This window comes from Streptomyces sp. BB1-1-1, assembly GCF_031597775.1.
Taxonomy (GTDB): domain Bacteria; phylum Actinomycetota; class Actinomycetes; order Streptomycetales; family Streptomycetaceae; genus Streptomyces; species Streptomyces thinghirensis.
The window spans coordinates 533,617-546,559 of record NZ_CP134203.1 but is presented as its reverse complement, the minus strand read 5'-3'; the positions used below and the strand labels follow the sequence as shown (position 1 = coordinate 546,559).

Annotated in this window: 14 protein-coding genes; 10 read left to right on the top strand and 4 right to left on the bottom strand. The window is 71.6% G+C overall.

The window, feature by feature from the left end:
• Positions 1-25: 25 nt before the first annotated feature.
• The 5 genes from RI578_RS02345 (at position 26) to RI578_RS02325 (ending at position 4,041) form a co-directional block, all read left to right on the top strand.
• Complete coding sequence (locus tag RI578_RS02345) at positions 26-1,099, top strand: polyprenyl synthetase family protein (protein WP_310869448.1); 1,074 nt, start codon at positions 26-28, stop codon at positions 1,097-1,099.
• Positions 1,100-1,160: 61 nt separating this feature from the next.
• A complete protein-coding gene (locus tag RI578_RS02340; RefSeq protein WP_310869447.1) occupies positions 1,161-1,355 on the top strand; it encodes a hypothetical protein in 195 nt (64 codons plus the stop codon).
• 139 nt (positions 1,356-1,494) lie between these two features.
• Positions 1,495-1,779 (top strand): polyprenyl synthetase, encoded by a 285-nt coding sequence (locus tag RI578_RS02335; RefSeq protein ID WP_310869446.1) that lies wholly within the window; start codon positions 1,495-1,497, stop codon positions 1,777-1,779.
• Complete coding sequence (locus tag RI578_RS02330; protein ID WP_310869445.1) at positions 1,772-2,845, top strand: polyprenyl synthetase family protein; 1,074 nt, start codon at positions 1,772-1,774, stop codon at positions 2,843-2,845. The genes RI578_RS02335 and RI578_RS02330 overlap by 8 nt, the downstream gene beginning before the upstream one ends.
• A 35-nt stretch (positions 2,846-2,880) precedes the next feature.
• Entirely contained in the window at positions 2,881-4,041 is a 1,161-nt protein-coding gene (locus tag RI578_RS02325) for an oxygenase MpaB family protein (protein ID WP_310869444.1), read from the top strand.
• A gap of 34 nt (positions 4,042-4,075) precedes the next feature.
• Here the strand turns inward: RI578_RS02325 and RI578_RS02320 are convergent, their stop codons facing one another.
• Entirely contained in the window at positions 4,076-4,498 is a 423-nt protein-coding gene (locus RI578_RS02320) for a DUF350 domain-containing protein (RefSeq protein ID WP_310869443.1), read from the bottom strand.
• Positions 4,499-4,615: 117 nt separating this feature from the next.
• Complete coding sequence (locus RI578_RS02315) at positions 4,616-5,716, bottom strand: DUF475 domain-containing protein (RefSeq protein ID WP_310869442.1); 1,101 nt, start codon at positions 5,714-5,716, stop codon at positions 4,616-4,618.
• Between the two features lie 192 nt (positions 5,717-5,908).
• On the opposite strand from RI578_RS02315, the gene RI578_RS02310 reads away from it, so the two are divergent.
• Positions 5,909-6,355 carry a Fur family transcriptional regulator gene (locus RI578_RS02310; protein ID WP_210958362.1) on the top strand — a complete coding sequence of 149 codons (447 nt, stop codon included), beginning with the start codon at positions 5,909-5,911 and terminating at the stop codon, positions 6,353-6,355.
• 24 nt (positions 6,356-6,379) lie between these two features.
• Positions 6,380-8,602: a catalase/peroxidase HPI gene (katG, locus tag RI578_RS02305; protein WP_310869441.1), complete on the top strand. Its 2,223-nt coding sequence runs from the start codon at positions 6,380-6,382 to the stop codon at positions 8,600-8,602.
• Between the two features lie 53 nt (positions 8,603-8,655).
• On the opposite strand, the gene RI578_RS02300 is transcribed toward katG, so the two are convergent.
• The gene (locus RI578_RS02300; RefSeq protein ID WP_310869440.1) at positions 8,656-9,642 is read right to left on the bottom strand and encodes a helix-turn-helix domain-containing protein; all 987 of its coding nucleotides are present in this window, start codon (positions 9,640-9,642) and stop codon (positions 8,656-8,658) included.
• A 71-nt stretch (positions 9,643-9,713) separates the two neighbouring features.
• Here RI578_RS02300 and RI578_RS02295 point away from each other — a divergent pair, with 71 nt between their 5' ends.
• From RI578_RS02295 to RI578_RS02285, 3 genes are all read left to right on the top strand, one after another.
• Positions 9,714-11,033 (top strand): MFS transporter, encoded by a 1,320-nt coding sequence (locus RI578_RS02295; RefSeq protein WP_310869439.1) that lies wholly within the window; start codon positions 9,714-9,716, stop codon positions 11,031-11,033.
• A 9-nt stretch (positions 11,034-11,042) separates the two neighbouring features.
• The gene (locus tag RI578_RS02290) at positions 11,043-12,050 is read left to right on the top strand and encodes a phosphotransferase (protein ID WP_310869438.1); all 1,008 of its coding nucleotides are present in this window, start codon (positions 11,043-11,045) and stop codon (positions 12,048-12,050) included.
• 61 nt (positions 12,051-12,111) lie between these two features.
• Complete coding sequence (locus RI578_RS02285) at positions 12,112-12,378, top strand: hypothetical protein (RefSeq protein ID WP_310869437.1); 267 nt, start codon at positions 12,112-12,114, stop codon at positions 12,376-12,378.
• A 16-nt stretch (positions 12,379-12,394) separates the two neighbouring features.
• Here the strand turns inward: RI578_RS02285 and RI578_RS02280 are convergent, their stop codons facing one another.
• Positions 12,395-12,931: a hypothetical protein gene (locus RI578_RS02280; protein ID WP_310869436.1), complete on the bottom strand. Its 537-nt coding sequence runs from the start codon at positions 12,929-12,931 to the stop codon at positions 12,395-12,397.
• Positions 12,932-12,943: the final 12 nt, after the last annotated feature.

Below are 12,943 nucleotides of genomic sequence, written 5' to 3'. Positions count from 1 at the left end.
GCCCGGCCGCCAGGAGGACTTCGCCATGACCGAGCAACCGCTGGACCGTGTCGCCCGGTACGAGCGACGGTTCAACGCGCTCTTCGCGGCGTACTTCGACTCACTGGGCGCGACGCTGGACGCGCCGTCGTTCAGCCGCTTCACCCCGGAGTGCCTGGAACTGCTGCGCGACCTGTCCCTGCGCGGCGGCAAGCGGATGCGGGTGGTACTGCTCCACGAGGCCGCGCGGCTGGTGACCGACGAGCCGGTCGAAGGGCTGGACGCCGCCGCGCTGAGCGTCGAACTGCTCCAGACCCACGGCCTGGTGCACGACGACCTCATCGACGACAGCGCCACCCGCCGGGGCGGGCCCACGACCTACTACGCCTACCGGGAGCGGTTCCCCCGCCATCCGCGGGCGGCGCTGGGGCTCACCGTACTCGCGGGCGACCTCGCGCTCGCCCTCTCGCTGCGCGTGCTCCTGGACTCGGGGCTTCCGGTCGAGGTGCGTCAGGCCATGGTCGAGGTGCAGACCCGGGCCGCGGCGGACACGTTCGTGGGTCAGATCGTCGACCTGGAGCGCGACTTCGCCTCCGCGGTCCCGGACGACGATGTCCTGCACGACGTGGCCGACCACAAGTCGGCCCGCTACTCGGTCCTCGCCCCCCTGCAGCTCGGACTCCTGGCCGCGGGCGAACAACCGGCCGCCCACGAGAAGGAGTTGCGTCGCTACGCGCGACTGGTCGGCATCTGCGGGCAGCTGCGCGACGACTACCTGGACCTGTTCGGCGACGCGGCCGCCATGGGCAAGCCGACCGGCACCGACATCCGTGAGGGCAGGCGCAGTTACACCGTCGCCCGCCTGCTGTCCGCCGTGAGCGGCGCCGAGCGCGCCGTCGTCGAGGAGGCGCTGGGCAACCCCGCCTGCACGTCGGAGACCGTCGCCGCGGTCCGCGAGATCGGCGAGCGCCACGGTGTCGCCGACCGGATGCGGGCGGACATGCGGGAGTACGCCGAGCAGGCCCGCCTGGTGGCCGAGGGCTGGCGTCCGCGGTGGCGCGAGGAGGCGGTCGCCTTCTTCGAGAGTCTGCCGCGGTGGAGCGTCGAACGGGCCGGGTGAACCCGCGAACGTGGGCCTCGCCGCGGATCGCGGAAGAACCGAAGGAAAGGAAGGGAGGACAATGGCCGAGCTGGTCCTGTCCGTTGTCGTAGTGGTCGTCCTCGGAGGGCTCGTCTGCGTGGTGTGGGCGGAGGCGCGGGGCGGTCCGCGCTGGGTGCGCGCGGTGTCCGCCGTGACCCTGGCGGCGGGCGAACTCGTGCGCAGTTCGAAGAGTTCCGGCCGAGGCGGGAGCGGCCGGAACGACTCCGGCGACTGAACCGGTCTGCCTGACACCTGTTCCCCATGTCCCTCAAAGGGGGATTCGGGATCTTCTGCCCCGTGCGTCCGGTCATGCTCTGAGCGGACGCGCCGTTGACCAGGCGCGTCCGTGACGACGCGACCCCTGGGGGAGAAGCATGACGCACACGACGCAACGGGGCTCGGGCCCGGACGGCCAGGCGGTGCTGCTGGTCGCCGGACTCGCCCACCTCGCGGTGAGCACGATCGGCTCGGCGGTGGGCGGCCTGCGCGGGCTCCTCGGCCGTTCGGACACCGCCGACCTGGTGCGGGAGGCGGAACGGGACCTCCAGGCGCGGGGCAAGCTCGCGCTGGACCGGTGCACGAACGTGCCGCCCGCCCACCTGGAGGTACTCGCCCAGCACGCACGGGCACGGCGGGCGGCCGACGGCGGCGATGTCTGACTCCTGGGACCCGGCCGGCTTCAAGACCCGCGTCGACGGCGTCCTGCGGAGCTTCCTCGACGAGGAGGCCGGCCACCTCGTGGCCCTCGACGACGCTCTCGCACCCGTGGCCGGGCAGTTGCGGAGCGCGGCCGGGCACGGCAAACGGCTGCGGGCGGCCTTCTGCTACTGGGGCTGGCGGGCGGCCGGACAACCGGACAGCGACGCCCTGGTACGGGCGGCGGCCGCCATGGAACTGGTGCACGCGGCGGCGGTCGTGCACGACGACCTCATCGACGACAGCGGCCTGCGCCACGGCCTGCCCACCGCCCACGTCGCCCTGGAAACCGTACTGACGGCGGCCCCGGGCCCGGCCCGGGACGGCCGCCGGGCCCGGACGGCCGCCCGGTCCCTGGCCATGCTCGTGGGCGATCACCTGATGGCCCTCGCCGCGCAGCTCTTCACCACCAGCGGTCTCCCCGCCGCCTACCTCGCCCGCGCCCGGCACCTGTGGGCCGCGCTCGCCCGCGAACTCATCGCCGGCGAGTGCCTGGAGATCCTGCACACCGGCGGACCACCGGACACCGCGACCTCCCTCAAGGTGGTCCGGTACAAGACCGCCAAGTACACCGTCGAGCACCCCCTGCTCATCGGCGGCCTGCTCGCCGGCGCCCCCGCCGCGCTGCGGGACACCTACTCCGCCTACGGCCTGCCGCTCGGCGAGGCCTTCCAGCTCCGTGACGACCTGCTCGGCCTGTTCGGCGACCCGGAGCGCACCGGCAAGGCCGGCCTGGACGACCTGCGCGCCCACCGGCCCACCGCACTGCTGGCCGAGACCTGGCAGGCCGCCGACACCTCCCAGCGGGAGCGGTTGCGGCAGGTGCTGGGCCGGAGCGACCTGGACGAGAACCACCTGCGCGAGGTACGCGACCTCATGGTGGAGCTGGAGGCACCGCGGCGGGTCGAGCGGATGATCCTCGCCCGCGTGGAGCGGGCCACCCGCGCCCTGGACGCCGCCGGGACATCACCGCAGGCGCGCCGGGCGCTGCGCGAGCTCGCACAGCGGGCCACCGACCGCGTCCACTGACGCAACCGACCGCATCCACTGACGAGGAGACCGCGATGACCTACACCGACACGTCGATGGACACCCTGCGCCGCGGCGGCGACGAACTGGCCGACGCCGTCGTCGCCACCCTTTTCGAGCGCGGCGAGGTCGGCAAGTTCAACTCCCTGATGCGTTACGTCTCCACCAGCGGCCAGGAACTGCCGGACGGCCTCCCCGGGGTGGCCCGGGAGTACCTGCGGGCGACCGCCACCCCGCCGGCCTGGGTGGACTGGGCCGAGATGGAGAAGGCCCGCCTGTTCTTCATCGACAACAACGTGCACATCTCCACCGCCCTGTCGTTCGCGTCGATGCCCGCCTGCTACGTCGTCCCGCACGTCGCCAGGCTGCTGTCGGCCACCCACGGGCTGAGCTACCCCTCCAAACGGATGGCGGAGACCGGCCAGTTCACCGTCCACCTCATGCAGCCGGACGCGTTCGAGGCCGGCGGACGCTTCGTCCCGGCCGCCCAGAAGGTACGCCTGCTGCACGCCGCCATCCGCCACCACCTGAAGCGGGAGAACCGCTGGGACACCGACACCCTCGGCGTACCGATCTGCCAGGAGGACATGATCGGCGGGCAGATGTTCTTCTCCCTGCTCGTCCTGGACAGCCTGCACCGTCTCGGCATCCACATGTCCGCCGAAGGCGCGGACGCCTACTTCTACGCCTGGCGGGTGGTCGGCGCCATCCTCGGCGTCGACCAGTCGGCCGTGCCCACCACGCTCGACGAAGGACGGCGGTTCCTCGACCTGTACATGCTGCGCCACATGGGCCCCTCCGAGGAGGGCGCCCATCTGACGAGGCAGCTGATCGACCTGTACGAGGAAGTGGTGCCCGGCACCCTCTTCGACCCGGTCGTCTCGGCCCTGATCCGCTACCTCGTCGGGGACACGTGCGCCGACTGGCTGGACGTGCCCCGCACCCCCTGGGACACCTTGGTCAAGGCCGCCCCGCGCCTCCTCGGCGTCCTGGAGACGATCGAGGACCGCTCACCCATGGGCGCGTGGGCGCTGGACCGGCTGGGCCACCTCACCACGATCCTCGAACTGTCCTCCCTCACCCGCGGACGCGTCATGCACTACGCCATCCCCGAACAACTGAAGAAGGACTACGGCGTCTCCGGTGCCACCGCCCGCACCCGCCGCTGGACCCCGCCGCCCGCGACCGTCTCCTGACTCACGGCCTGCGCGGCCGGGCGGCCCAACGGCGTCAGGCGATGGAGGCCGAGACGACCGCGGAAACGGCCAGGTTGCAGGAGGCCGTCACCCACACCGCGGGGTGGGGCTCGGGCTCGACCAGCGTCTCGCCCAGCCGGCCCGGGGTGATGAGGTCGACGATCAGGAAGGCCACGGCCATCATCACGAGGCCCAGCAGCCCGAACACCGCGGTGGACACCAGGCCCTTGCCGAAGTCCTCGTACGTCGTCCAGATGGAGGTGAACACGATGCCGCCGATGCCGAGCAGCGCCGAGCTGAGCACCATGGCCGCGTTGCGGTTGCGCTGCTCCCAGATCTGCCGGCCGAGCTTTCCGGGCGTCAGCACGTCGACCAGGACGATGCCGAGGACCAGAAGGACCAGGCCGAGGCCGCCGTAGGCGGTGGCACGGCCGAGTCCGTTGACGATGTCGCTCATGGGGTTGCCGGCTCCGTAGCGTGAGTGATCGTGGTCAAGGCGCTGCAAAATGTAGCGCACCCGTTCGGCCCCTTGACTCCTCGGTCCGGCAATCCGGGATTTCGGCCGGACGTGGAGTCAGGAGGACGCCGCCAGTGCGCGGTTGCGGCGCACGGAGGACCAGAAGGAGGCGCCGATCAGGACCACGCCGATGAGGCCGGTGACGATCTCGTTGATCTCGTACTGGATGGTCACCAGGAGGACGGTGGCGAGGGCGCCGATGGCGTAGTGGGCGCCGTGCTCCAGGTAGACGTAGTCGTCGAGGGTGCCCTGGCGGACCAGGTAGACGGTGAGGGACCGGACGTACATGGCGCCGATGCCCAGGCCGATCGCCATCAGCACGATGTCGTTGGTGATGGCGAAGGCGCCGATGACGCCGTCGAAGGAGAAGGACGCGTCCAGGACCTCCAGGTACAGGAACATGAAGAACGCGGCCTTGCCGGTGAGGGCGACGGCCGAGCGGGGCCTGCCGGCGCGTTCGGCCGCTTCCTCGGCCGCGTGCTCCCGCTCCTCCTCCCGTTGGAGCTTCCCCTCGAAGTAGCCGGAGAGACCGCCGACGACCATGTAGGTGATCAGACCGGCGACCCCGGCGAGCAGGACCGTCTGCGTCTTGTCGACGTGGGTGCCGCCGTGCTGGTGGGCGTGGGCGCCGACGGTCATCGCCGCGACGAGCAGCACGATCAACGCGATGCAGACCGACAGCATGTCGACCCTGCCTAGCTTGGCCAGCGGGCGCTCCAGCGGGCCGAGCCACTTGATCTCCCGGTCCGTGAAGACGAAGTCGAGGAAGATCATCAGGAGGAACATGCCACCGAAGGCCGCGATCGACGGATGGGCGTCCGTCACCAGCTCCTGGTAGCGCTGCTTGTCGGTGAGTGCCAGATGCACCGCGGACCAGGGGCTCAGCCGGGCGCTGATCGCCACGATCACCACCGGGAAGACCAGGCGCATGCCGAAGACGGCGATCAGGATGCCGACGGTGAGGAAGATCTTCTGCCAGAAGGCGCTCATCTTCTTCAGGATCCCGGCGTTGATCACCGCGTTGTCGAAGGACAGGGAGATCTCCAGCACGGCGAGGATGGCCACGAGGCCGAAGGCGGTCCACCCTTCGTACAGCACTCCCGCGGCCAGGCCCAGGGCAGTGACGGCGAAGGCCCAACGGAACGTCTTCAATAGCACGGGCTGCTCACTCACTCCTGTTGTCGCGCGGTGCCGGGATGCGGCATTTCGTTGCCAGTGCCCCTCACCGACGTTGTCTACCACGATCGTTCGCCGTCACCGGGGCAGGCCGGGTACGGCACCTGGCGGTCACTGAAATGGATCGGTTCGTTTCCTTGAGGGGTTCGTGTTTACGGGAGTAGGTTCGCCGCCATGACCGCATCCCGGGATCCGGCCGTCGCCGCGGAACTGCGCGGGGCCGGCCTACGCGTGACCGCCGCCCGTCTCGCGCTGCTCGAGACCGTCCGACGAGGCGATCACCTCGTCGTCGAGGCGATCGCGTCCGGGGTGCGCCTGCGCGTGGGCCACGTCTCCCTCCAGGCCGTGTACGAGGGCCTGCACGCGCTCACCGCGGCGGGACTCGTGCGCCGCATCCAGCCGCCCGGCGGCCCGGCGCGGTTCGAGGGACGGGTGGGGGACAACCACCACCACGTCCTGTGCCGGTCCTGCGGCGCGCTCGCCGACGTCGACTGCGCCGTCGGCGAGGCGCCCTGCCTGACCGCCTCCGACGACCACGGCTTCTCGATAGACGAGGCCGAGGTCATCTACCGGGGCCTGTGCCCCGACTGCTCCACCACCGGCAGTTCCCCAGCACCTTGATCCGCCCCGCTTGGAAGGATTCCCATGTCCGAGAACCACGACGCCATCGTGACCGACGCGAAAACCGAGGAGGCGGGTGGCTGCCCGGTCGCCCACGGGCGCGCCCCGCACCCCACGCAGGGAGGCGGAAACCGTCAGTGGTGGCCGGAGCGGCTCAACCTGAAGATCCTCGCCAAGAACCCGGTCGTCGCCAACCCGCTTGGTGAGGAGTTCGACTACGCCGCGGCGTTCAACGCCCTCGACCTGCCGGCCGTGAAGCGGGACATCGCCGAGGTGCTGACCACCTCGCAGGACTGGTGGCCCGCCGACTTCGGGCACTACGGCCCGCTGATGATCCGTATGGCCTGGCACAGCGCGGGCACCTACCGCATCAGCGACGGCCGCGGCGGCGCCGGCGCCGGCCAGCAGCGTTTCGCGCCGCTCAACAGCTGGCCGGACAACGGCAACCTCGACAAGGCCCGCCGCCTGCTGTGGCCCGTCAAGAAGAAGTACGGCCAGAACATCTCGTGGGCCGACCTGCTGGTCCTCACCGGCAACGTCGCCCTGGAGCAGATGGGCTTCGAGACCTTCGGCTTCGCCGGTGGCCGCGCCGACGTCTGGGAGGCCGAGGAGGACGTCTACTGGGGTCCCGAGACGACCTGGCTCGACGACGGGCGCTACACCGGCGACCGCGAGCTGGAGAACCCGCTCGGCGCGGTCCAGATGGGCCTGATCTACGTCAACCCGGAGGGTCCGAACGGCAACCCGGACCCGATCGCCGCCGCCCGCGACATCCGTGAGACGTTCCGTCGCATGGCGATGAACGACGAGGAGACCGTCGCGCTGATCGCCGGCGGACACACCTTCGGCAAGACCCACGGCGCCGGCCCCGCCGACGCCGTCGGCGACGACCCCGAGGCCGCCGCCATGGAGGAGATGGGCCTGGGCTGGAAGAGCACCCACGGCACGGGCAAGGGCCCGGACGCCATCACCTCCGGCCTGGAGGTCACCTGGACCACGACCCCGACCCGGTGGAGCAACGGCTTCTTCAAGAACCTCTTCGAGTACGAGTACGAGCTGGAACAGAGCCCGGCCGGCGCCAACCAGTGGGTGGCCAAGGACGCCCCGGAGATCGTCCCCGACGCGCACGACCCGGCGAAGAAGCACCGCCCGAAGATGCTCACCACCGACCTGTCGCTGCGCTACGACCCGGTCTACGAGCCGATCTCCCGCCGGTTCCACGAGAACCCGGAGGAGTTCGCGGACGCCTTCGCCCGCGCCTGGTACAAGCTGACCCACCGTGACATGGGCCCGAAGTCCCTGTACCTCGGCCCGGAGGTCCCCGAGGAGACCCTGCTCTGGCAGGACCCGCTGCCCGAGCCCGAGGGCGAGGCCATCGACGCCGAGGACATCAAGACCCTCAAGACCAAGCTCCTCGAGTCCGGTCTGTCCGTCTCGCAGCTGGTGTCCACCGCGTGGGCCTCGGCGTCCACCTTCCGCGGCAGCGACAAGCGCGGCGGTGCCAACGGCGCCCGCATCCGCCTCGAGCCGCAGCGCGGCTGGGAGGTCAACGAACCCGACGAGCTGGCGCAGGTCCTGCGCGTCCTGGAGGGCGTCCGGCGGGAGTTCGACTCCGGCGCCGGCGCCAAGAGGGTGTCGCTGGCCGACCTGATCGTCCTCGGCGGTACCGCCGCCGTCGAGAAGGCCGCCAAGGAAGCCGGCTTCCAGGTGGAGGTTCCCTTCGCCGCGGGCCGCGTGGACGCGACGGAGGAGCACACCGACGCCGAGTCGTTCGAGGCACTCGAGCCGACCGCCGACGGCTTCCGCAACTACCACGGCAAGGGCAACCGCCTGCCGGCCGAGTTCCTGCTGCTCGACCGCGCGAACCTGCTCACCCTCAGCGCGCCCGAGATGACCGTCCTGGTCGGTGGCCTGCGCGTCCTCGGCGCCAACCACCAGCAGTCCCAGCTCGGCGCCTTCACCAGGACGCCCGGCTCGCTCACCAACGACTTCTTCGTCAACCTGCTCGACCTGGGCACCACGTGGAAGTCGACGTCCGAAGACCAGACCACCTTCGAGGGCCGCGACGCCGCCACCGGTGAGATCAAGTGGGCCGGCAGCCGCGCCGACCTGGTCTTCGGCTCGAACTCCGAGCTGCGGGCACTCGCCGAGGTCTACGCGAGCGACGACGCGAAGGAGAAGTTCGTGCACGACTTCGTCGCCGCCTGGGTCAAGGTCATGAACCTCGACCGCTTCGACCTGGTCTGACCCACCGGCGTCCGGGCCGGGCCCGCCACCCGCCCGGCCCGGACGCCCTGGTACTACGCCGTCCCGCGGAAGGTGTTGCGATACGCGCGCGGTGACACACCGAGGACCTCACGGAAGTGCTGGCGCATCGCGGTCCCGGTGCCGAAACCGGAACGGGCGGCGACGCGGTCGACCGGCTCGTCGCTGCGCTCCAGCAGCCGCCGGGCGTAGTCGAGACGTTGCCGGCCGAGCCACTGCATGGGCGTCACCCCGGTCTCCTGCCGGAACCTCCGGTTGAGGGTCCGCACGCTCATCGCCGCCTGCCGGGCGAGTTCTTCGAGGGTGAGGGGCTCGCCCAGCCGCTGGAGCGCGTACGTACGGGCGGCGGCCGTCGAGCAGTCGTCCACCTGCTGGATCGGCCGGTCGATGTACTGCGCCTGACCGCCCTCGCGATGGGGCGGCACCACGGTGCCGCGTGCCACCGTGTTCGCCACCTCCGCGCCGTGGTCGTCACGGATCATGTGCAGGCACAGATCGATCCCGGCGGCCACACCGGCCGAGGTGAGCACGCCCCGGTCGTCGGTGTAGAGCACGTCCGGATCGACGTCGACCTCCGGATACAGCGAGGCCAGTTCGGCGCACGACTTCCAGTGCGTGGTGGCCCGGCGCCCCTCCAGCGCGCCGGCCGCGGCCAGCACGAACGAACCGGTGCAGATGGACGCCAGCCGGGCCCCCGCCGGAACCCGCGCCAGGGCCGCGCGCACCGGCGCGGCGAGCCGCCCCCGCTCCTGCGGCCCGTAGTCCTCCACGGCCGCCGGCACCACCACCGTGTCGGCGCTCTCCAGAACCTCCGGCCCGTGGGGGACGTTGACGCTGAAGTCCGTGTCGGTGGCCACCTCGCCCGGCGCGGACGCGCACGTCAGCACCGAGTACAGGGGCCGCCCGCCGTCGTCGGCGGCCGTCCCGAACAGGCGGTGCACGATCCCCAGCTCCATCGGCAGCAGTCCGGGACGTACGAACACCACCACCCGGTGCACCGCGTCGACCTTCGTGTCTCGCATGACCAGATTCTTTCACTCGCTGTCCATCCGGCCAGTGGTTTGCGTCCCGCACCCGGCGAAGGGTGGGGTGCATGCGCTACCCGACCCGACACCCCCGCGCCCTCCACGGACACCGCGCCTGGTGGGTGGCAGCCGTCACCGGAATCGCGATCGTCGTCGCCGGTGCCTTCTCCACCATGCCCGGCATCCTCCAGGGGCCGCTGCAGCGCGACTTCCACTGGTCCCGCGGCTCCATCGGCCTCGCCGCGTCGCTGAACATGGTCCTGTACGGCCTCACCGCCCCGTTCGCCGCCGCCCTGATGGACCGCTTCGGGATCCGGCGGATCGCCGTCACCGCCCTGGGCGTGGTCGCCGGGGGAGCGCTGCTCACCACCGGCATGGCCGCCACCTGGCAGTTCACCCTCTTCTGGGGCCTCCTCGTCGGCCTGGGCACCGGAGCCCTGTCCATGACCCTCGCCACCACCGTGGCGAACCGCTGGTTCACCGAGCGCCGCGGCCTGGTCACCGGCATCCTCGCCTCGGCCGGTGTCCTCGGCCAGATGGTCTTCCTGCCCGCCCTGTCCTGGACCATCGACCACTACGACTGGCGCCCCGCCCTGGCCACCCTCGCCCTCGCCGCACTGGCCACCGCGCTCCTCGTGCGGCTCGCCCTGAGCGACCACCCCGCCGACAGCGGCCGGCGCCCCTACGGCAGCCCCGTCTTCGTCCCCAAGCCGCCGCCCGTGCCCGGCGCCGCGCGCCGCGCCGTCACCGTCCTCGGCCACGCGGCCCGCACCGGTCCCTTCTGGCTGCTCGCCGCCGCGTTCGCCGTCTGCGGGGCCTCCACCAACGGCGTCATGTGGACCCACTTCGCGCCCGCCGCCCACGACCACGGCATGCCGGTCACCACCGCGGCCACGCTGCTCGCCCTCATCGGTGTGTTCAACGTCGCCGGCACCGTCGCCGCGGGATGGCTCACCGACCGCGTCGACGCGCGCAGGCTGCTCGCCGTCGTCTTCACCCTGCGCGGCCTCCTGCTGGTGGCGCTGCCCCTGATCATGAGCGCGACCGTCACGCCGCCGATGATGGCCTTCGTCGTCCTCTTCGGCCTCCTCGACCTCGCCACGGTGCCGCCCGTCATCGCCCTGTGCCGCCGGTTCCACGGCGACGACAGCGCCATCGTCTTCGGCTGGACCAGCGCGGCCCACCAGGTCGGCGCGGCACTGGCCGCCTTCCTCGGCGGCGTCGCCCGGGACGCCTTCGCCGGCTACGGCCCCGTCTGGGTCGTCCTCGGCGCGGCGTGCGCCGTCGCGGCCCTCCTCGCGCTCACCGTCCGCCGTACCGGGCCGCACCCGGCAGCGGCGCCCCCGCCGGGGCGAAAAGCGCTGGCAACCCGTGGGACGCGACGCTGAGATGGCGTGATGCGGAGCGAGCCGGAGACGTCGGTGGTCGTGGACCGGGGTCGGTACCAGGACACTGTGACTCCCTGGGAGGACGAGGCCTGGCGGACCGCGGCCCTCGGCTGGGTGGCGGGCGAGCTGGCCGCCCGTGGCCTGCGGGCGACGGGGCAGCGGCGGGTACGGCTGCGGCCCTGGTCGGTCCTGCTGCGGCTGTCCGTCGAGGGGCGCGGCGCGGTCTGGTTCAAGGCGAATCCGCCGGCCAGTGCCTTCGAGGGACCGTTGACCGAGGCGCTGGCCCGCTGGGTGCCGGAGCACGTACTGGAGCCGCTGGCGGTGGACACCGACCGAGGCTGGTCGCTGCTGCCCGACGGGGGACCGCTCTTCCGGGACGTACTCGACCGGGAGCCGGCCGGTCCCGACGCCTGGGAGGAGCTGCTGCGCCAGTACGCCGCCATGCAGCACGCCCTGACTCCGCGCGTCCGGGAGATCGAGCGGCTGGGTGTCCCCGGCGCGCCGGTCACCGCACTGCCCGACGTCTTCGACCGGCTCGACCACACCTCGCTGCGGCCGGAGGAACGGGCAGGACTCCGGGAACTGCGCCCCCGCCTCACGGAATGGTGCGCGGAACTCGCGGCCCTGGGCGTCCCGGACTCCCTCGACCACGCGGATCTGCACGACGGCCAGCTGTTCCACCCCGGACCGGGCAGGTTCACGTTCTTCGACTGGGGGGACGCCGTCGTCTCGCACCCCTTCTGCAGCCTGCCGGTCCCCGCCCGCGGGGCCCGCGAGCGATACGGGCCGCACGTACTGCCGCGGCTGCGTGACGCCTACCTGGAGCCGTGGACGGGCGGCGGCCGGAGCACGGCGGAACTACGGCGTGCGGTGAGCCTCGCGTGGCGGCTGAGTGCCCTGAGCCGGGCCGGCGCCTACGGCAGGCTGTTCCCCGCCGCGGGCGGCGCCGCCGGTGCCGCGGTGGCCGGGGAGGGCGCCCGCTGCCTGCTGGAACTGCTCGACGAGCCGCCCGTCTAGGACGGACGGGGCGGACGGGCCCTGCGCGCCGTTGTCAGTGGCGGATGCGAGGCTGCGAGGCATGGATGAAGTGGAGTTCATGCGGGGCAGGGTCTACGGCGCCGACCACGACGACCCCGGGCCGCGAGCCGGACGCGTCTACGCCCAACTCGTGGGCGGCCCCCTGGACGGCCTGCTCCTGGACGTCACCGACCTCACCGAGCGGGAGCGCGGCCGGGGAGTGTCACTGGCGACGGAGATAGGCCGCTACGGCCCGGGCGGCCGCTCCGCCTACTCCCCACGGCCGGGCGACTCCCACCGCTTCGACTGGCGGGGCGACGTGCCCTGACGTCGGGTGTGCCGCGTCAGCCGACGCGGCACACCGCGAGAACGCAGAGATTGATTCCCTGAATCCCGCGGAAAACGGGTGAGTCCGAGTCCGACGCGTTCTCCCGGTCCGTGCCCGCGACCGTGCACCGTGACAACAGGCAGAAATTCCTTCCCTGCACGCCGCGGTATTCGACCGTCCTTTCCTCCTGGGCGGCGCCTGCCGAGGCTCGTTGCTGTGGCAACCCACTGCCGTCGCCCGCAGAGGCTCCGTAGGCAGTACTGCCCATGCCCAGCGTTCCCGCCGCGACGAGGGCCGTAACCGCCACACCTCGCAGGCCGATGCCTATGCTCACCTGTTCATCTCCCGTTTTCCTCAAGGCCGATGACCGTCCTTCCGGTCGATCCGGCGATCCGGTGCTGCGTGCTTCCTCTCTGTGACTGGTCCGGAGCGATCGCGGCGGCGGATTGGTGCGAGCGGGAAGTGCGTTGCGAAAGTGATTGCTGTCACACGACCAATCCCCCTGTTCGGGCGGTTCCGGATCAACGGTGAGCGCGCGGAAGAAGTCGTCCATACGGCAGCAGGG